The 18,729-nt window shown below is 70.1% G+C and carries 14 protein-coding genes and 2 tRNA genes; 12 read left to right on the top strand and 4 right to left on the bottom strand.

The features are described 5' to 3' along the window. Positions 1-304: 304 nt before the first annotated feature. Positions 305-793: a ribose-5-phosphate isomerase gene (locus ACWEKM_RS06085; RefSeq protein ID WP_451619955.1), complete on the top strand. Its 489-nt coding sequence runs from the start codon at positions 305-307 to the stop codon at positions 791-793. Between the two features lie 46 nt (positions 794-839). Next, the gene (locus tag ACWEKM_RS06080; protein WP_451619954.1) at positions 840-1,649 is read left to right on the top strand and encodes an Fpg/Nei family DNA glycosylase; all 810 of its coding nucleotides are present in this window, start codon (positions 840-842) and stop codon (positions 1,647-1,649) included. Positions 1,650-1,719: 70 nt separating this feature from the next. Here the strand turns inward: ACWEKM_RS06080 and ACWEKM_RS06075 are convergent, their stop codons facing one another. Beyond that, positions 1,720-2,976, bottom strand: a complete 1,257-nt coding sequence (locus ACWEKM_RS06075; RefSeq protein ID WP_451619953.1) for a GNAT family N-acetyltransferase — start codon at positions 2,974-2,976, stop codon at positions 1,720-1,722. Between the two features lie 162 nt (positions 2,977-3,138). On the opposite strand from ACWEKM_RS06075, the gene ACWEKM_RS06070 reads away from it, so the two are divergent. Beyond that, positions 3,139-4,317 carry a PP2C family protein-serine/threonine phosphatase gene (locus tag ACWEKM_RS06070; protein ID WP_451619952.1) on the top strand — a complete coding sequence of 393 codons (1,179 nt, stop codon included), beginning with the start codon at positions 3,139-3,141 and terminating at the stop codon, positions 4,315-4,317. Between the two features lie 26 nt (positions 4,318-4,343). Then, complete coding sequence (locus ACWEKM_RS06065) at positions 4,344-4,820, top strand: HD domain-containing protein (protein ID WP_451619951.1); 477 nt, start codon at positions 4,344-4,346, stop codon at positions 4,818-4,820. Positions 4,821-5,338: 518 nt separating this feature from the next. Here the strand turns inward: ACWEKM_RS06065 and ACWEKM_RS06060 are convergent. Next, complete coding sequence (locus tag ACWEKM_RS06060; protein ID WP_451619950.1) at positions 5,339-6,460, bottom strand: acyltransferase family protein; 1,122 nt, start codon at positions 6,458-6,460, stop codon at positions 5,339-5,341. A gap of 449 nt (positions 6,461-6,909) precedes the next feature. On the opposite strand from ACWEKM_RS06060, the gene ACWEKM_RS06055 reads away from it, so the two are divergent. Next, positions 6,910-7,104, top strand: a complete 195-nt coding sequence (locus ACWEKM_RS06055) for a hypothetical protein (protein WP_451619949.1) — start codon at positions 6,910-6,912, stop codon at positions 7,102-7,104. A gap of 325 nt (positions 7,105-7,429) precedes the next feature. Here ACWEKM_RS06055 and ACWEKM_RS06050 read toward each other — a convergent pair. Then, a tRNA-Gly gene (locus ACWEKM_RS06050) sits at positions 7,430-7,500 on the bottom strand. 187 nt (positions 7,501-7,687) lie between these two features. Between ACWEKM_RS06050 and ACWEKM_RS06045 the strand changes: the two genes are divergently transcribed. From ACWEKM_RS06045 to clpX, 5 genes are all read left to right on the top strand, one after another. Continuing rightward, positions 7,688-7,764 (top strand) — tRNA-Pro (locus ACWEKM_RS06045). Between the two features lie 178 nt (positions 7,765-7,942). Then, complete coding sequence (gene tig, locus ACWEKM_RS06040; RefSeq protein ID WP_451619948.1) at positions 7,943-9,325, top strand: trigger factor; 1,383 nt, start codon at positions 7,943-7,945, stop codon at positions 9,323-9,325. 620 nt (positions 9,326-9,945) lie between these two features. Beyond that, positions 9,946-10,551 carry an ATP-dependent Clp protease proteolytic subunit gene (locus ACWEKM_RS06035; RefSeq protein ID WP_451620001.1) on the top strand — a complete coding sequence of 202 codons (606 nt, stop codon included), beginning with the start codon at positions 9,946-9,948 and terminating at the stop codon, positions 10,549-10,551. Positions 10,552-10,618: 67 nt separating this feature from the next. Continuing rightward, complete coding sequence (locus tag ACWEKM_RS06030; RefSeq protein ID WP_451619947.1) at positions 10,619-11,284, top strand: ATP-dependent Clp protease proteolytic subunit; 666 nt, start codon at positions 10,619-10,621, stop codon at positions 11,282-11,284. A gap of 199 nt (positions 11,285-11,483) precedes the next feature. After that, positions 11,484-12,770, top strand: a complete 1,287-nt coding sequence (gene clpX / locus ACWEKM_RS06025; RefSeq protein ID WP_451619946.1) for an ATP-dependent Clp protease ATP-binding subunit ClpX — start codon at positions 11,484-11,486, stop codon at positions 12,768-12,770. A gap of 105 nt (positions 12,771-12,875) precedes the next feature. Here the strand turns inward: clpX and ACWEKM_RS06020 are convergent, their stop codons facing one another. Continuing rightward, complete coding sequence (locus ACWEKM_RS06020; protein ID WP_451619945.1) at positions 12,876-13,892, bottom strand: hypothetical protein; 1,017 nt, start codon at positions 13,890-13,892, stop codon at positions 12,876-12,878. 137 nt (positions 13,893-14,029) lie between these two features. Between ACWEKM_RS06020 and ACWEKM_RS06015 the strand changes: the two genes are divergently transcribed. Together ACWEKM_RS06015 and folC are read left to right on the top strand one after the other, a co-directional pair. Continuing rightward, on the top strand, positions 14,030-16,681 hold the full coding sequence (locus ACWEKM_RS06015) for a valine--tRNA ligase (RefSeq protein WP_451619944.1): 2,652 nt from the start codon (positions 14,030-14,032) through the stop codon (positions 16,679-16,681). A gap of 519 nt (positions 16,682-17,200) precedes the next feature. Then, the gene (gene folC / locus ACWEKM_RS06010; RefSeq protein WP_451619943.1) at positions 17,201-18,724 is read left to right on the top strand and encodes a bifunctional tetrahydrofolate synthase/dihydrofolate synthase; all 1,524 of its coding nucleotides are present in this window, start codon (positions 17,201-17,203) and stop codon (positions 18,722-18,724) included. The last annotated feature ends 5 nt before the right edge of the window (positions 18,725-18,729 follow it).

Raw genomic sequence — 18,729 nt, 5'->3', positions numbered from 1 at the left:
TCCGGGCACGAACCCGATCGACGCGGCGCCGGCCCGGCGGCCCAAGTCGGATACGGGCACAGCCACATCCTCACGACCGGTTTCCGCGGCGTCGCACGCGCGGTCGGCCGGCGACAGCGGGCGGTTCTCGAGCCCTGACTGGAGCCCGGTCACCGGGGTCTTCGGTAGCAGGGCGGGTCGGCCGCGAAGTCAGGGGATTTCAGGGGGAGTTCCTTTGCGCCGCGTGAGGGGGTCCCGTACGGGGGGTTTCCTCGGGCGGCACCCGAAGCTGCCGCTCGTCCGCCCCCGTGTCACACTGCTTGCCATGCGCGTGTATCTCGGCTCGGACCATGCGGGCTTCGAACTCAAGAACCACCTCGTCGAATGGCTCAAAAAAGCGGGTCACGACCCCGTCGACTGCGGCCCCCACATCTACGACGCCCAGGACGACTACCCGCCCTTCTGCCTCCGCGCCGCGCAGCGGACGGCCGCGGACCCCGACGCCCTCGGCATCGTGATCGGCGGCTCCGGCAACGGCGAGCAGATCGCAGCGAACAAGGTCAAGGGCGTCCGCGCGGCCCTCGCCTGGAGCGAGGGGACCGCCTCCCTGGGCCGTCAGCACAACAACGCCAACGTCGTGGCCGTGGGCGCGCGCATGCACACGACGGAGGAGGCGACGAAGTTCGTCGAGACCTTCCTGGGCGCCCCGTTCTCCGGTGACGAGCGGCACATCCGCCGCATCGACATGCTGTCGGACTACGAGACGACGGGCGCCCTGCCCCCGATCCCGGCCCACCACCCGCAGCAGGACTGAGTCACCCCCGGGCGCCGACCCGGGCCAGGGGAGAGGACGCCGCACCGTGCCGGAGGGGCACACGATCCACCGGCTGGCGCAGGACTACGCCGCCCGCTTCTGCGGGCTGCCCGCGCGCGTGAGCAGCCCCCAGGGCAAGTTCTCCGACGCGGCCGCCCTGCTCGACGGGGCGGAACCGAGCCGCACGGAAGCCCACGGAAAGCACCTCTTCCTGGGCTTCCGCGACAGCGACTGGGTCCATATCCACCTGGGCCTCTTCGGCAAGGTGGCCTTCGGGGACGCCCCCGCGCCGCCGCCCACCGACACGGTCCGCCTCCGCCTCGCCAACGCCACCTCGTACGTCGATCTGCGCGGCCCCACCACCTGCGCCCTGATCACCGACGCCGAGAAGCGGGCGATCCACGGGCGCCTCGGCCCGGACCCGCTGCGCGACGACCCCGACCCGGCCGCCGCCTACGCCCGCATCCGGCGCAGCCGTACCACGATCGCCGCCCTCCTCATGGACCAGAAGGTCATCGCGGGCGTCGGCAACGTCTACCGCGCCGAGGTCCTCTTCCGGCACGGCATCGACCCGTACCGCGCGGGCCGGGACCTCATCCCCGCCGAGTGGGACGCGATCTGGGCGGATCTCGTCGCGCTGATGCGCGAGGGCGTCCGGCACAACCGCATCGACACCGTCCGCCCCGAGCACACCCCCGAGGCCATGGGCCGCCCGCCGCGCGTCGACGACCACGGCGGCGAGGTGTACGTCTACCGCCGTGCCGAGCAGCCGTGCCACCTCTGCGGCACCGGGATCCGCACCGCCCCTCTCGCCGCCCGCAACCTCTTCTGGTGCCCGGCCTGCCAGCGGAACTGACCCCGCCGCGGCACCGGGGCCCAGCCGCCGCCCGGACCCTTCACAACCCGTGCGGCAGCCATGGTGCGACTCAGAACCCGTGCGACAGCCACGGCGCGACCGGCGAGCCGAACGCCAGCGACGCCTCCGCCAGCGCACCCTGCCGCAGCTCCCGCACCCGTCCGGCCGCCGCCAGTGACGCCAGCGGCACACCGCCCAGATACGCGGCCCCCAACTCCCGCACCGACAGCGCCAGTTCGGCCGGCTCCTCGGTGGGTGCGCACGACGCGCCCTTCGTGTCCCCGGTCAGCCGCCAACGCCCGGTGTTCCAGGGGCAGAAGCCGTCCTCGACCGCGAACACGACATCCACCGGCGTCTGGTACGTCCGTGCCGCCAGCGCCGCCCCCACATCCACCAGCCGCGCATACAGCGAGTCCCGCAGCGTCACCCGGCAGCGGCGGATGTCCGACACCAGGTGCTGCCACGCCTCGTCCACCGGGCGCCCCCGCAGCCGCAGCGTCGAGGTCAGGTCGATGTCGAACAGGAACCGCCACACCGCCGCCCGCGCCGCCACATCCAGCGCCTCCAGATCCTCCAGCACCACGGTGCCCTTGGCCCCCGCCTGGTCCCAGTCCGGCCTGACCCGGAACCGCGCGTAACCGACCGGTTCCCCGTCCCGTTCGGCCAGCACGCACTGCAGCGGCGAGGCGCCGCCTCGTTCGCTCTCCGGGTCGAGCAGCGCGACCCGCTCCCACCCCGGCAGCCGCGCCGGCATCCCGGGGCGCAGCGGCACCTGCCGGGCGTACAGCGCCTCGCACGCGTCGAGCACGTCGGCCGGCGCGGCGTACCTCAGCCGTACGTCGTCGGTGCCGGGCGGCACCGCGAGCCGCACCCGGCTGGTGTCGATCTCCGCGTCGACCTGGAACGTCGCCGCGCCGTACCCGAACCGACCGTAGATGGCCGGCTCCGACGCCGTCAGCACCGCCAGCGGCCAGCCCCAGGACCGTACGTCGTCCAACTGCCGCCGCATCATCGACGTGAGCACCCCGCGCCGCCGGTGGGTGGCGGCCACGCCGACCATGGTGACGCCCGCGGCCCGCACCGGCGCCCCGCCGGGCACGGTCAGCCGGAAGCCGAACGCCCCGGCCGTGCCCACGCACGCGTCACCGTCCCAGGCGCCGACGGTGCGCTCCGGCTCGATCAGCTCCAGGGACAGCTGACGCACTTCGGCCGCTTCGGGCACGCCGCCGAAGGCCCGGAGAAAGTTGTCGTACCAGCCGTCCAACTCGTCGCGCCGCGCCGCCCTCAGCTCGAACCCGCGGTCGTCCTGTGCAAGGTCAGTCGCCATGGCCCATGCGTATCAGGGCGTTGCCGGGCGAGCGAATGAATTTCCCCCAGGCGGCAGCGGGACGGCGTTTCGTGAAGTTCACTGTGATGTCGGGCCTCGGACGGGGGACAAGTAAGACCTCCCGTGCCAAGGGGCCGGTCCGATGGATAGGGTCCCGAACTGATGGCAGCAGCAAGAGAACGGCGCGGGAAGGCGGAGACCTTCACGGCCCGGTGGCGGATGCAGTGGCACCGGGCCCGCGTCGGCCTGCGCCGAAGCGCCGTCGACTACTTCCGCGGCGACGGTTCGGACTGGATCGCGCTGGCCGGACTGCTGCTGACCGTCCCGATGCTCGCGGCCATGACCCTCGCCAACTCGGTCTGGTTCTCCCCGGGTTCCCTGGTGCTGCCGATCGTCGCGGGCGGGCTGCTGCTGCGCCCCGCGAGTCTGCTCGGCCTGTACGCGGCGGCGGCCACGGCGCTGATCGTGGAGTCGGTACGGCTCGGGCCGTACACCGAAGGCCCGTCCCGGGTCACCCCCGGCGTCGTCCTCGTGGTCGCGGCCTGCGGCTTCTTCGGGCTGCTCACCGCCCAGTTCCGCAGCCGGGTCGGGGTGCCCTGGCGGCGCGGCGGCACCATGCTGTTCGACCTGCGCGAGCGGATCCGGGTACAGAGCAAGCTGCCGAAGCTGCCGCAGGGCTGGCACCGGGAGATGGCGCTGCGGCCCGCCGGCGGCCAGTCCTTCTCCGGCGACTTCGTGGTCGCGGCCCGCACCAACGGCGGGCGCACACTGGAGGTCGTACTCACGGACGTGTCCGGCAAGGGCATGGACGCGGGGTCACGGGCGCTGCTGCTGTCCGGCGCGTTCGGCGGCCTGCTGGGCTCGCTGCCCCCGCACGCCTTCCTTCCGGCCGCCAACGGCTATCTGCTCCGCCAGGACTGGGACGAGGGCTTCGCCACCTCGATCCATCTGGTCCTGGACCTCGACTCCGGGGACTACGAGCTGTACTCGGCAGGTCATCCGCCGGGCCTGCAACTCAGCGCGGGCAGCGGGCGCTGGGAGGAGAAGGCCGCCGAGGGACCCCTGCTCGGCGTGTACGACGGCGCCCAGTTCGACCCCATGAAGGGCGCGCTCCGCCCCGGGGATGTGTTGATGCTGTTCACGGACGGTCTGGTGGAGACCTCCGACCGGGACATCGGCGAGGGCATGGACCGGCTCACCGGCGAGGCCGACCGCTATGTGGCCGGCGGCTTCCACGGGGCCGCCTGGCACCTCATCGAGGCGGTGGCCAAGGACGTCAACGACGACCGGGCCCTGCTGCTGATCTGCCGCGAGGGCCCGTCGGCCCCCTTAACCCGCTGACACCCTCGCACGGGACACTGGGGGGCATGCCCGAGACACCACCCCCACTGCCCCCACTGCCCCCGCTCACCCTGGCCGAGGTGGAGGCGATCGCCCGCGCCGCCCACGAGGGACAGACGGACAAGGCGGGACGGCCCTACGCCGAGCACCTGCACGCCGTCGCGGAGGGCGTGCGCGCCCGCGGTGGCGACCCCGACCAGATCGCGGCGGCCTGGCTGCACGACGCCGTCGAGGACGCCGCACTGTCGCGGGAGTGGCTGGCCGAAGCCGCGCTGAGCGCGCGCACCAAGGCCATGGTGCTAGCCGTCACCAAACGGGCCGGTGAGGAACCGGAGTCATACGCACGCCGCATCCTCGACACCCCCGGCGCCCTACTGGTGAAGGAGGCCGACCTGTCCCACAACACCGCCCCCGCCCGCCTGGCAGTCCTGCCCCCCGCCACCCGCACACGCCTGACCCAGAAGTACACACACATGCGCAAACTCCTCGGCCTGACCCCCTGACCACCCCCAGGACCCACCGATATACGCCTCGGAGCAGCCACACCCAGCCCACCACGCACCCGCAGCCGCCACGGACATCCGACGCACCTTGATGGCCCGCCTGGCGACAACGCCCCATAGGGGCGCGGGGAACGGCGCGACCAGCCCCGACGCACCCGCACCTGCCCACACCGCGGCCACGCACGTCCGACAGCACCTAGATGGCCCGCCTGGCGACAACGCCCCATAGGGGCGCGGGGAACGGCGCCACCAGCCCCGACGTACCCGCACCTGCCCACACCGCGGCCACGCACGTCCGACAGCACCTTGATGGCCCGCCTGGCGACAACGCCCATAGGGGCGCGGGGAACTGCGCAATTAACGACAACGCACCCGCACCCGCCCACACCGCGGCCACGGGCATCGGCCATTACCTCATCGGCTCGCCCGGCGACAACACGCAAAGGGGCGCGGGGAACTGCGCGATCAACAACAACGCACCCGCAGCTAACCGAGGCCCCGCAGCCGCAGGCCGTATGTCACGCCCACCCAGCGGAGCGCCCCCGGCGGAACGCCCACTCCATCCTCGGTTCGATCGCGAAACGGAACACCCGCTGCACGGGCCGGGTGCACAGCAGCGTGACCACGGCCCCCGCAAGCAGGCTCACCAGGACCTCGCCGAGCGGACGGTGCAGCCAGCCATGGTCGAACCAGCCCTGGTAGTCGGCGAACTTCACCACGAAGCCGTGCAGCAGATAGCCGTACAGCGTGCCCGCGCCGAGCGCGGTGAACCATGTCTTCCGGCGCGGCACCAACGCGAAGAAGCAGGCGGTCAGCAACAGCGAGCAGCCGAACATCGCGAGCACCATGAGCGGACCGCACCACCACGGCACGCCCAGTTCCTGCGCAGAGTCCCGGTGATAGAACCACGCGGCCTGCATCCGCGGCACCGCCCACCAGCCGAAGGCGAGCGCCACCGCGAACACCGGCACCGCGGCGAGGCGCACCCAACGGCGGCGCACCAGTTGGAAGTGCTCCGGCTTCATACACAGGCCGAGCACGAAGTACGGCAGGAACTGCAGGACACGCTGCAGATCGAGGTCGTCACCGATGCTCGGCGAGACGGTCGCCAGCATCGCGATGCCGAACGCCACCGGCAGCGGCCAACGGATCGCCTTCCAGATCGGCGTCGTCAGCCGCCAGATGAACAGCGCACACAGGAACCAGGTGAGGTACCAGGGATCGAGGAGGCTGATCTCCTGGCCGGGGGAGTGGTCGACGTACCGCTTGAAGAGCGGGTACGCCGTCTCGAAGACGACATACGGCACGGCGACGCCGGTGACGAGGCGCCTGAGCCGGTCCGGGCGCATGTCGAAACTGCGCGAGAAGAAGCCGGAGATGATGATGAACGCCGGCATGTGGAAGGCGTACACGACCATGTAAACGCCCTGGAGCACACGGCTGTCGCCCTTCAACGGCTCCCACGCGTGCCCGATGGCCACCAGGACGATCGCCAGGTACTTGGCGTTGTCGAAGAAGGCGTCGCGCTGCTTGCCCGGTCTCGGCTCCGGGGTGCGCGCGTCGGGCGCTCCGTCCCGTGGCGACTGCGCCGGGAGGAGTGACCTTCGGTTCTGGCCGGGGGACGAGGCGGCAGCAAACATCTGAGGCACCCTAGCGTTCTCCGTGGGTTTCCGTAAAACCCCCCTGTTGTTTCCTGGTTAAGGGCTTCGGGTACCCGCGGATTTACCGAACACGCCCCGCTCGGGCGCGTGATGATGAGCACATCGACGGCCGTAGATCGCCCTCAATGTGCCGATTCATCCGGACTCATTGGTGCATAAGGCCCTCTCCGTGCCGATGGGCGGCGGCAATTCGAATTACCGGCGAACGTGATGTGTGGGCCGTGAAACGACGTTCTGTAATTACCGGTTGACGCCCGTCCGGGTACGCCCTCGAATTGCTGTGCGGGCCGCACTCCGGGGTGGCGTGGTGGCCGATGATGCGTCACGTGTCGCATAGCCCGGCCGGGTTGGTGGCACGATGGTTCTGGCGGGGGTGCGGGGCAGCATCCCCGGGCCGGGAGAGCGGACCGACCGAGGGTGTGATCAGTGTGGCTATTTCACTGTCCGTGGTGCTGATGTTGGCGATCATCCTTGTGGTGTTGATCCGAGGGGGGAACATCAAGGTCGGTCCCGCCATAGTCGCCATGCTCTTCGGCTTCTTCCTGGCCTCGACGGGCATGGCCCCGTCCATCCAGCGCTTCCTCGACTCGATAGCCGAGACGATCAACTCGATCAACTTCTGATCGGGGGACGTTTTCCGCCGACGCGCCCCGAGGCGTCCGAGGGGCGGGTTCATGCCCGTTCATGCCCAGCCATTCACTGGTACCGGCTGAACCGGGCGACCCGGCGGTGTCTGTCTCCGGCGGGCAGCGGCGGCACGGCCGACGGCAGAGCAGCGCTGGGACTACATCGGCTGACCCCCTGACCGTCCGCCGAGCCGTACGCACCCGTACGCACCCGACAGGGCGCTGCCCGCGGACCCGGGGTGTGCACGGCGGTCCGGGCGTCGGCCGAAACGATCAGGGCCAGGTCGGGGATTGACCCTCTGACCTGGCCCTGAGCCATAAGAGCGGGCGACGGGAATCGAACCCGCGTAGCTAGTTTGGAAGACTAGGGCTCTACCATTGAGCTACGCCCGCACCTGGTGTGCCGCTGGTCGGTGACCGCGGCACAGGAGGCATCGTAGCGGGTCGCACACCACGTAGGCCAACGCGTTGGTCTGCGGGTATCCCTGTGGGTATGCCTGCGGGCCGCCGCGGGAGAGTCATCCGGTAAACCGGGCCGACGCATCCGGGCCCGGGCATGTACCCTACGTGTCGCACCAGACGGGGTGTGGCGCAGCTTGGTAGCGCGTCCGCTTTGGGAGCGGAAGGCCGTGGGTTCAAATCCCGCCACCCCGACCACCGATCGAGGGGTCCCTCGTGAGCGCTTTTTGGGGCGCTGACCGGCTGCGGTTACTATGCAAGCTGCGCGCCCGTGTGTCCCGGCCCACTCGGCCTACGAACTCCTCCGGGCGGCGAAATCCGCCGGACCTGTCTGGCTCGGCAGAACCCAAGAAGTCAGCCACAAGGAGACCGAACCGTGAAGAGCGCCGTGGAGACCCTGAACCCGACCCGGGTTCGGCTCACTGTCGAGGTGCCCTTCGAGGAGCTCAAGGACAGCCTCGACGCGGCGTACAAGAAGATCAACCAGCAGGTCACGGTGAAGGGCTTCCGCAAGGGCAAGATCCCGGCCCGTATCATCGACCAGCGGTTCGGCCGTGGCGCCGTGCTGGAGGAGGCCGTCAACGACGCGCTCCCCAAGTTCTACACGGACGCGGTCAACGAGGCCGAGCTGAACCCGCTGGGCCAGCCCGAGGTCGACATCACGGAGCTGAAGGACGGCGAGACGCTGAACTTCACCGCCGAGGTCGACATCCGCCCGGCCCTGGAGATCCCGGACTACTCCGGCATCGAGGTCGAGGTCGACCCCATCGAGGTCACCGACGAGGACATCGACAAGTCGGTCGAGCAGCTCCGTGAGCGGTTCGCCTCCACCACCCCGGTCGAGCGCGCCGCCGAGGACGGCGACGTCATCACCGTCGACCTGGAGGCCAAGGTCGACGGCGAGGTCCTGGAGGACGGCGTCGCGCAGGGCGTCTCCTACACCATCGGCTCCGGCGAGCTGCTTGACGGCATCGACGACGCCGTCAAGGGCCTGGAGGCCGGTGGCGAGGCCACCTTCGCCTCCGAGCTGAAGGGCGGTTCCGCGGCGGGCAAGGAGGCCGAGGTCACCGTCAAGGTCACCGAGGTCGCCGCCCGTGAACTGCCCGAGCTGGACGACGACTTCGCTCAGCTCGCCTCCGAGTTCGACACCCTGGAGGAGCTGCGGGCCGACAGTCGCAAGCGCCTCGCGAACATGAAGCAGTACGACCAGGCCACGCAGGCCCAGGAGCGCGTGCTGGACAAGCTGCTGGAGCTGGTCGAGGTCCCGGTCCCCGAGAAGCTGCTCGACGACGAGATCAACACCCGCAAGCACAACCTGGAGCACCACCAGCTCGGCCAGATGGGCCTCACCCTCGACAAGTACCTGGAGCTCCAGGGCAAGACCGCCGAGGAGTTCGAGACCGAGACCCGCGAGGCCGCGGTCAAGGGCATCAAGACCCAGTTCGTCCTCGACGAGCTGGTCAAGGTGGAGAAGCTCAACGTCAACCAGGAGGAGCTGACCGAGCACCTCATGCGGCGTGCGGCCTCTTCCGGCATGTCCCCCGACCAGTTCGCCCAGGCCGTCGTCGAGGGCGGCCAGGTGCCGCTGCTGGTCGGCGAGGTCGCCCGCGGCAAGGCCCTGGCCGTCGTGGTCGAGGCCGCCACGGTGAAGGACACCAACGGCGAGATCATCGACCTGGACGACGAGGACGAGGACGAGGCCCAGGCCGAGGCCACGGAGACGGCCGAGGCCGCCGCCGAGGAGAAGCCCGAGTCCTGACCCCACACCGGCGCACAGGGGCCCCTGGGAACCATCCCCAGGGGCCCCACCCATCCCAGCCCCCTCACACCCCCGACCGCCGCCGGAACGGCCACCAGCCGGGCAGCGGACGGTGCCATTGCCCTCACGCCCCAGGGCCAGCCCCCCAGGGGCGCGGGGAACTGCGCGCCCAGCCCCGACGCACCCGCACGGACCACCGACCCGCCCCCCGGCGCTCGGGCCTTCAGCGCCCCCGGGGCCCGCGCGGTCCCGTGCCTGGGCGGCCGACCCGAGGCCGCAGCGGACGGTGCCAGTGCGGTCACGCGCCGGGGCCGGCCCACCCAGGGGCGCGGGGAACTGCGCGCCCAGCCCCGACGCACCCGCACGGACCACCGACCTGCACCCCCCATACAGCCCCCCCACGGCCCACCGGCGGAGCCCCACCCGCTACGCCCCCGGCGAACACCCCCTTCCGCGGGATTCCCCGAAGGGACCCGCGCGTTAGGGTCCATGAATACGAGGGCAGGGGAGTCTCCCGAAACCTCCCGAAGCCCCCGGCAGGATTACGCAGGATTACGCAGGAACACGTGAGACGGCCCGGCGCCGTCGTAAGACGAGCAGGTGGATACGTGACGAATCTGATGCCCTCCGCCGCCGGCGAGCCCTCCATCGGTGGCGGCCTCGGTGACCAGGTATACAACCGGCTGCTCGGCGAGCGGATCATCTTCCTCGGCCAGCAGGTGGACGACGACATCGCCAACAAGATCACGGCACAGCTGCTGCTCCTCGCCGCCGATCCGGGCAAGGACGTCTATCTCTACATCAACAGCCCCGGTGGTTCGGTGACGGCCGGCATGGCGATCTACGACACCATGCAGTACATCCCGAACGACGTGGTCACGATCGGGATGGGCATGGCGGCCTCGATGGGCCAGTTCCTGCTCACCGGCGGCACCGCCGGCAAGCGCTTCGCCCTGCCGCACACCGACATCATGATGCACCAGGGCTCCGCGGGCCTCGGCGGTACGGTCTCGGACATCAAGATCCAGGCCCAGTACCTGCTGCGCACCAAGAAGACGATGTCCGAGCTGACCGCGCTGCACTCCGGCCAGTCCGTGGAGACGATCATCCGGGACGGCGACCGCGACCGCTGGTTCACCCCGGCGGAGGCCAAGGAGTACGGTCTCATCGACGAGATCATCACGCATGCCTCCGGTGTTCCGGGAGGCGGCGGCACGGGTGCCTGACCGGCCCGGCCACGCCACGCACCGCCGAGACTCCAGCCCCCAGAACGCCACCAGGACGGTGAACCTCATGAACAACTTCCCCGGCGCCGCCAGCGGCCAGTACGACGGGCCCCGGCCCGACAGCCGCTACGTCATCCCGCGCTTCGTGGAGCGCACCTCCCAGGGCATCCGCGAGTACGACCCGTACGCGAAGCTCTTCGAGGAGCGCGTGATCTTCCTCGGCGTCCAGATCGACGACGCCTCGGCCAACGACGTCATGGCACAGCTGCTGTGCCTGGAGTCGATGGACCCCGACCGGGACATCTCGATCTACATCAACAGCCCCGGTGGCGACATGACCGCCCTGACGGCGATCTACGACACGATGCAGTTCGTGAAGCCCGACATCCAGACGGTGTGCATGGGCCAGGCCGCCTCCGCGGCCGCCATCCTGCTCGCCGCCGGTACGCCGGGCAAGCGCATGGCGCTGCCGAACTCCCGCGTGCTGATCCACCAGCCCGCCGGCAGCACTGGCCGCGGTCAGCTCTCCGACCTGGAGATCATCGCCAACGAGTTCACGCGCATGCGTACGCAGCTGGAGGAGATGCTGGCCAAGCACTCCAACCAGCCGATCGAGAAGGTGCGCGAGGACATCGAGCGCGACAAGATCCTCACGGCCGAGGAAGCACTCCAGTACGGCCTGGTGGACCAGATCATCTCCACCCGCAAGATGAACAACGAGAACGTCCGCTGACGCGGAGAGCGGGTCTCCCCAGTGCGAAGAGCGCGAAGGGGCGTCCTGCGCCGCTCTTGGCACGGTGCACGTCAAAGTGAACCGTGCCAAGGGGGGCCCGAACGGGGGGCTCGGCAAGGTACCGTCGGACATAAGGCAGCACCAGGAGTCGCTGGACTCGTGACGTCCAGGCGTCTCCCAGGCGAAGGGGAAGCACACCGTGGCACGCATCGGTGACGGCGGCGATCTGCTCAAGTGCTCGTTCTGCGGCAAGAGCCAGAAGCAGGTCAAGAAGCTCATCGCAGGGCCCGGTGTGTACATCTGCGACGAGTGCATCGACCTCTGCAACGAGATCATCGAGGAGGAGCTGGCGGAGACCAGCGAGGTGCGCTGGGAGGAACTGCCGAAGCCCCGCGAGATCTACGAGTTCCTCGAGGGCTATGTGGTCGGCCAGGAGGCCGCGAAGAAGGCCCTGTCCGTCGCGGTGTACAACCACTACAAACGGGTCCAGGCGGGCGAGACCGGCGGCGCCCAGGGCCGCGACGACGCCATCGAGTTGGCGAAGTCCAACATCCTCCTGCTGGGCCCCACGGGCTCCGGCAAGACCCTCCTCGCGCAGACCCTCGCACGCATGCTGAACGTCCCCTTCGCGATCGCCGACGCCACGGCGCTGACGGAGGCGGGCTATGTCGGCGAGGACGTCGAGAACATCCTGCTCAAACTGATCCAGGCGGCGGACTACGACGTCAAGAAGGCCGAGACCGGGATCATCTACATCGACGAGATCGACAAGGTCGCGCGGAAGAGTGAAAACCCCTCGATCACCCGTGACGTCTCGGGCGAGGGCGTCCAGCAGGCCCTGCTGAAGATCCTGGAGGGCACCACGGCCTCGGTCCCGCCGCAGGGCGGCCGCAAGCACCCGCACCAGGAGTTCATCCAGATCGACACGACGAACGTCCTGTTCATCGTAGGCGGTGCCTTCGCCGGCCTGGAGAAGATCATCGAGGCCCGGGCGGGCGCCAAGGGCATCGGCTTCGGCGCGACGATCCGCTCCAAGCGGGAGCTGGCGTCCAAGGACGTCTTCGAGGACGTCATGCCGGAGGACCTGGTCAAGTTCGGCATGATCCCCGAGTTCATCGGCCGTCTCCCGGTCATCACCTCGGTCCACAACCTCGACCGCAAGGCCCTGCTGCAGATCCTGGTCGAGCCGCGTAACGCCCTGGTGAAGCAGTACCAGCGACTCTTCGAACTCGACGGTGTGGAACTGGACTTCGAGCGTGAGGCGCTGGAGGCCATCGCCGACCAGGCGATCCTGCGGCAGACCGGCGCCCGCGGCCTGCGCGCCATCATGGAGGAGGTCCTCCAGGCGGTGATGTACGAGGTGCCGTCCCGCAAGGACGTGGCCCGCGTGGTCATCACGGCGGACGTCGTCCTGTCGAACGTCAACCCGACCCTGATCCCCCGCGACGCCCGCGGCCGAGGCCCGGGCGAACAGAAGACGGCGTAGCGCGAAGCCCGAGCCCGCAGAAGCGCGAGCCCGAGCCCGCACAACGGAAAGCCCCGGCCGAGACCGGGGCTTTCGTGCGCTGGGTGAACCGGGGGAGCGGCGGCGTCAGATCTTGACGCGCACGTCGTTGCGGAGCTTGGCGGCAAGATCCGCGGTGTCGTTGACCGAGCCGCCGTCGCCCGCGGCCAGGGCGGCGAGGCTGAACGCCGTCACATAGGCGACGGTGCTGTGGTCACCCCAGATGCAGAACGGCATCTTCATGGTCTTGGCGGCGCCCGCGCTCGATGTCGAGGAACCCGTGTTCTCGAACTCGGCGACCTGGCACTTCATGACGGCCCCCGAGAAGCCCGAGGGACTGACCGTCTCGGGGCTGCCCAGGAGTTTGCCCTTGCTCTTGGAGCTGCTCTTGTCGTTCTCCGACTCCGTCTTGATCTTGGCGAACATGGCGTCGACCACGGCCTCCGGGTCGTCGATCGTGCCGTACACACCGGAGAAGGAGATGCTCTTCGCGGACAGGCCGGTTCCGTTCTCGTACCCCGCGCTCACATCCGTGGCGTTCTTCACGCCCCACTTCTCGAAGTCCGAACGGTCCGAGTCCGACATCGAGTCCGACGACCCGGCGCTGTCCGACTTCTTGTACGTCCCGTCGATCACCGTCGCCGGTGTGGTCAGCTTGTGCGGGCCGTCGTCCGCGATGTCCGCGCCGCCGCCCCCGCCGATCACGAAGTAGGCGCCGACCGCGACGGCCGCCACCACGGCCACCGTGCCGATGATCAGGCCCGTCTTCTTCTTGCCGCCGCCGGGGGCCGGGGGCTGCGGGGCGCCGTAGGGCTGCTGTCCGTAGGGCTGCTGGGGCTGTTGTCCGTAGGGCTGTTGGGGCTGCTGGCCGTACGGGTTCTGCTGCGGGGGAACGCCGCCCTGCTGCGGATGGGGGTAGCCGGGCTGGGCCGGAGGCGGCTGCTGGGGGTAGCCGTAACCGGGCTGCGGCTGCGCCGGCGGCTGCTGGGGGAAGCCATAGCCGGGCTGGGGTGCCTGCGGCGGCTGGCCGTAGGGGCCCGGCTGGCCGTACGGTCCAGGCTGCTGGGGCTGCCCGCCGTACGGGCCCGGCTGGTTGTGACTCATTTCTGGGTTCCCCTCCAGATGCTTATATGTTCCTGACATCCTCGCGCAGGCACAGGAACCGCACCGCATCGGGGGTCGCACCGTTACAGAACAAACGCGTTTCGGGACTGCGTCGTGACACCTCTAAACTGACCCCCGTGACCGAGAACGCTCAGCAGCAGCCACCAGCGCCCGACACCGAACTGCCGACCCAGTACGCGCCGGCCGACGTAGAGGGGCCGCTGTACGAGCGCTGGGTAGAGCGGGGTTACTTCGAGGCCGACGCGAAGAGCGACAAGCCTCCGTACACCGTCGTCATCCCGCCGCCGAACGTCACCGGCAGCCTGCACCTCGGGCATGCCTTCGAGCACACCCTCATCGACGCCCTGACCCGCCGCAAGCGCATGCAGGGCTACGAGACGCTGTGGCAGCCCGGCATGGACCACGCCGGCATCGCCACGCAGAACGTCGTCGAGCGCGAGCTGGGGAAGGAAGGAAAGTCCCGGCACGACCTCGGCCGTGCGGCGTTCGTCGAGCGCGTCTGGCAGTGGAGGGCCGAGTCCGGCGGGCAGATCAGCGGCCAGATGCGGCGCCTGGGCGACGGTGTCGCCTGGACCCGTGAGCGCTTCACCATGGACGAGGGCCTCTCGCAGGCCGTCCAGACCATCTTCAAGCGGCTCTACGACGACGAACTGATCTACCGCGCCGAGCGCATCATCAACTGGTGTCCCCGGTGTCTGACCGCGATCTCCGACATCGAGGTCGAGTACCAGGACGACGACGGCGAACTGGTCTCCATGAAGTACGGGGAGGGGGACGACACCATCGTCGTCGCCACGACCCGCGCCGAGACGATGCTCGGCGACACCGCGGTCGCCGTCCACCCCGAGGACGCGCGTTACCAGCACCTGGTCGGCAAGCTCATCAAGCTGCCGCTGACCAACCGCTCCATCCCCGTCGTCGCCGACGAGCACGTCGACCCGGAGTTCGGCACCGGCGCCGTCAAGGTCACCCCGGCCCACGACCCTAACGACTTCGAGATCGGCCGGCGCCACGACCTGCCCGCCATCGCCGTGATGGACGAGCACGCCGTCATCACGGTCCCCGGCCCCTTCCAGGGCCTGGACCGGCTTGAGGCCCGCTCCGCCATCGTCGGCGCCCTGCGCGCCGAGGGCCGGATCGTCGCCGAGAAGCGGCCGTACCTGCACAGCGTCGGCCACTGCTCGCGCTGCAAGACCACCATCGAGCCGCGCCTGTCCATGCAGTGGTGGGTCAAGGTCGGCCCGCTGGCGAAGGCCGCCGGTGACGCCGTCCGCGAGGGCAAGGTCACCATCCACCCGCAGGAAATGGAGAAGCGGTACTTCGACTGGGTCGACAACCTCCACGACTGGTGCATCTCACGGCAGTTGTGGTGGGGCCACCGGATCCCGGTCTGGTACGGCCCGGACGGCGAGGTCGTCTGCGTCGGCCCCGACGAGCAGCCGCCCACCGGTGAGGGCTGGACGCAGGACACGGACGTCCTCGACACCTGGTTCTCCTCCGGCCTGTGGCCGTTCTCCACGCTGGGCTGGCCCGAACAGACCGAATCGCTCGCGAAGTTCTACCCGAACTCCGTCCTGGTCACCGGCTACGACATCCTCTTCTTCTGGGTCGCCCGGATGATGATGTTCGGCCTGTACGCGATGGACGGCACCCCGCCGTTCCACACCATCGCCCTGCACGGCATGGTCCGCGACCAGTTCGGCAAGAAGATGTCGAAGTCCTTCGGCAACGCGGTCAACCCGCTGGACTGGATGGACAAGTACGGCTCCGACGCGCTCCGCTTCACCCTCGCGCGCGGCGCCAACCCCGGCGTCGACGTGCCGATCGGCGAGGACTGGGTCCAGGGCTCGCGCAACTTCGCCAACAAGATCTGGAACGCCACGCGCTTCGCGCTGATGAACGGCGCCACCGTCGAGGGCCCGCTGCCGGACGCGTCGCGGATGTCCGCGACGGACCGCTGGATCCTCTCCCGCCTGAACTCGGTCGTCGCCGAAGTCGACGCGTACTACGACGACTTCCAGTTCGCCAAGCTCTCCGACGCGCTGTTCCACTTCGCCTGGGACGAGGTCTTCGACTGGTACGTCGAGCTGTCCAAGACCACCTTCCAGGCGGGCGGCGAGCCGGCCGAGGTCAGCAAGCGGGTCCTCGGCGAGGTCCTGGACGTCACGCTCCGGCTGCTGCACCCGGTCGTCCCGTTCGTCACCGAGACCCTGTGGACCACCCTCACCGGCGGCGAGTCGGTTGTCATCGCCGACTGGCCCACGGCCGTGTCCGTGCCCGGCGCCGACACACCGGGCGGCTTCCGGGACGCGGACGCCGAGCGGGAGATCGAGTCCCTCCAGTCCGTGATCACCGAGGTCCGCCGGTTCCGCGCCGACCAGGGCCTCCAGCCGGGCCAGCGGGTCCCGGCCCGGCTGACCCTGGACAGTACGGCGCTGGCACCGCACGAGGCGGCGATCCGCCAGCTCCTCCGCCTCCAGCCGGAGGGCGACGACTTCACGGCCACGGCGACCCTGCCGGTCGCGGGCGCCGAGGTCGCGCTGGACCTGTCCGGCACGATCGACGTGGCCGCCGAGCGCAAGCGCCTCGCCAAGGACCTGGCCGCCGCGGAGAAGGAACGCCAGCAGGCCCAGGCCAAGCTGGGCAACGAGGCGTTCCTGGCCAAGGCCCCGGACCACGTGGTCGAGAAGATCCGCACCCGCCTCACCAAGGCGGACGAGGACATCACCCGAATCCAGTCCCAGCTGACCAACCTCCCGCAGCCATAAGGAACCGCCCTTCACCCCCCTGAAGTCTGAAGGCCCCCGGCCCCGCCCAGCGGCCCCCCGGGGGCCAGCCACGTTCGGCGGCTGCGGTCCCCCTGATGGGGACGCGGGGAACTGCACGCCAAGCCACAACGTGCCCGCGGCCGGACGCCATGCCTAGCCCCCCCGAGCCTGCGCTGCAAGCGCCGGGCACGAATGCCACATTCGGCGGCTGCAAGCGCCCTGATGGGGGCGCGGGGAACTGCGCGCCAAGCCACGACGTGCCCGCGGCCGGACGCCATGCCCAGCCCCCCCGAGCCTGCGCTGCAAGCGCCGGGCACGAATGCCACATTCGGCGGCTGCAAGCGCCCTGATGGGGGCGCGGGGAACTGCGCGAGAAACCACGACGTACCCGCGGCCGAACGCTATGCCCAGCCCCCCGAACCTGCGCGACAAGCCACAACGTGCCCGCGGCCGAACGCCATGCCCAGCCACCCCCAACCGCCGAAGCCAGCGCAGCGCCCCCGTCCGTAGACTGACCCTGTGAGCGACGTCCCGCACGAGAACGACCGGCCCGACCCCTTCAACGGTTTCGACGGTTTCGACGAGATCATCGAGGCCGAGACCACCCGCGACCCCGACCTCGCGGTGATCGAGGCCGGCAGCCGCACCCTGCGCACCCAGGGCGGCCCGGCCCAGGCCGAGGCGCCCGCGCGGCCGGCGGACCCCGAGGTCGACAAGGCCCTGCGCGAGGTCGAGGCGGAGCTGGCCACCCGCTGGGGCGAGACCAAGCTGGAGCCCTCCGTCACCCGGATCGCCGCGCTCGTGGACGTGCTGGGCGAGCCGCAGCGGGCGTATCCGTCGATCCACATCACGGGAACCAACGGCAAGACGTCCACGGCCCGCATGATCGAGGCGCTGCTCGGCGCCTTCGAGCTGCGCACCGGCCGCTACACCTCGCCGCACGTCCAGTCGATCACCGAGCGGATCAGCCTGGACGGCGCCCCGATCTCCGCCGAGCGGTTCATCGAGACGTACCAGGACATCAAGCCGTACATCGAGATGGTCGACGCCCAGCAGGAGTACCGGCTCTCCTTCTTCGAGGTGCTCACCGGCATGGCATACGCCGCCTTCGCGGACGCGCCGGTCGACGTGGCCGTCGTCGAGGTCGGCATGGGCGGCAGCTGGGACGCGACGAACGTGATCGACGGGGATGTCGCCGTGGTCACGCCCATCGACCTGGACCATACCGACCGGCTCGGCGTCACCCACGCGGAGATCGCCGCCGAGAAGGCCGGGATCATCAAGCAGGGCGCGAGCGTGATCATGGCGCAGCAGCCGGTGGACGCGGCTCAGGTGCTGCTGAAGAAGGCCGTGGAGGTCGATGCGACGGTGGCCCGGGAGGGCCTGGAGTTCGGCGTGCTGGCCCGGCAGGTCGCGGTCGGCGGCCAGCAGCTGACACTGCGCGGGCTCGGCGGCGAGTACTCGGAGGTCTACCTTCCGCTCCACGGCGCCCACCAGGCGCACAACGCGGCCGTCGCGCTGGCCGCGGTGGAGGCGTTCTTCGGCGTCGGCGCGCAGCGATCCGACCCGCTCGACATCGACACCGTCCGAAAGGCATTCGCGGCCGTCTCCTCGCCGGGCCGGCTGGAGGTCGTACGGCGCTCGCCGACCGTCGTCCTGGACGCGGCGCACAACCCGGCGGGCGCGCGGGCCACGGCCGAGGCGGTGGCGGAGGCGTTCGACTTCAGCCGGCTGATCGGCGTGGTGGGCGCGAGCGGCGACAAGAACGTCCGCGGGCTGCTGGAGGCATTCGAGCCGATCTTCGCCGAGGTCGTCGTCACCCAGAACTCCAGCCACCGCGCGATGGATGCGGACGAGCTGGCGGCGGTCGCCGTGGAGGTGTTCGGCGAGGAGCGGGTCCAGGTGGAGCCGCGGCTGCCGGACGCCCTGGAGGCCGCGATCACCCTGGCCGAGGAGGAGGGCGAGTTCGCGGGCGGCGGCGTGCTGGTCACGGGCTCGGTCATCACCGTGGGCGAGGCTCGACTGCTGCTCGGAAAGGGCTGACAAAC

The sequence above is a fragment of the Streptomyces sp. NPDC004752 genome (assembly GCF_053601275.1).
Note: the sequence above shows the minus strand (reverse complement) of the source record. Positions and strands in the feature narration are given on the sequence as shown.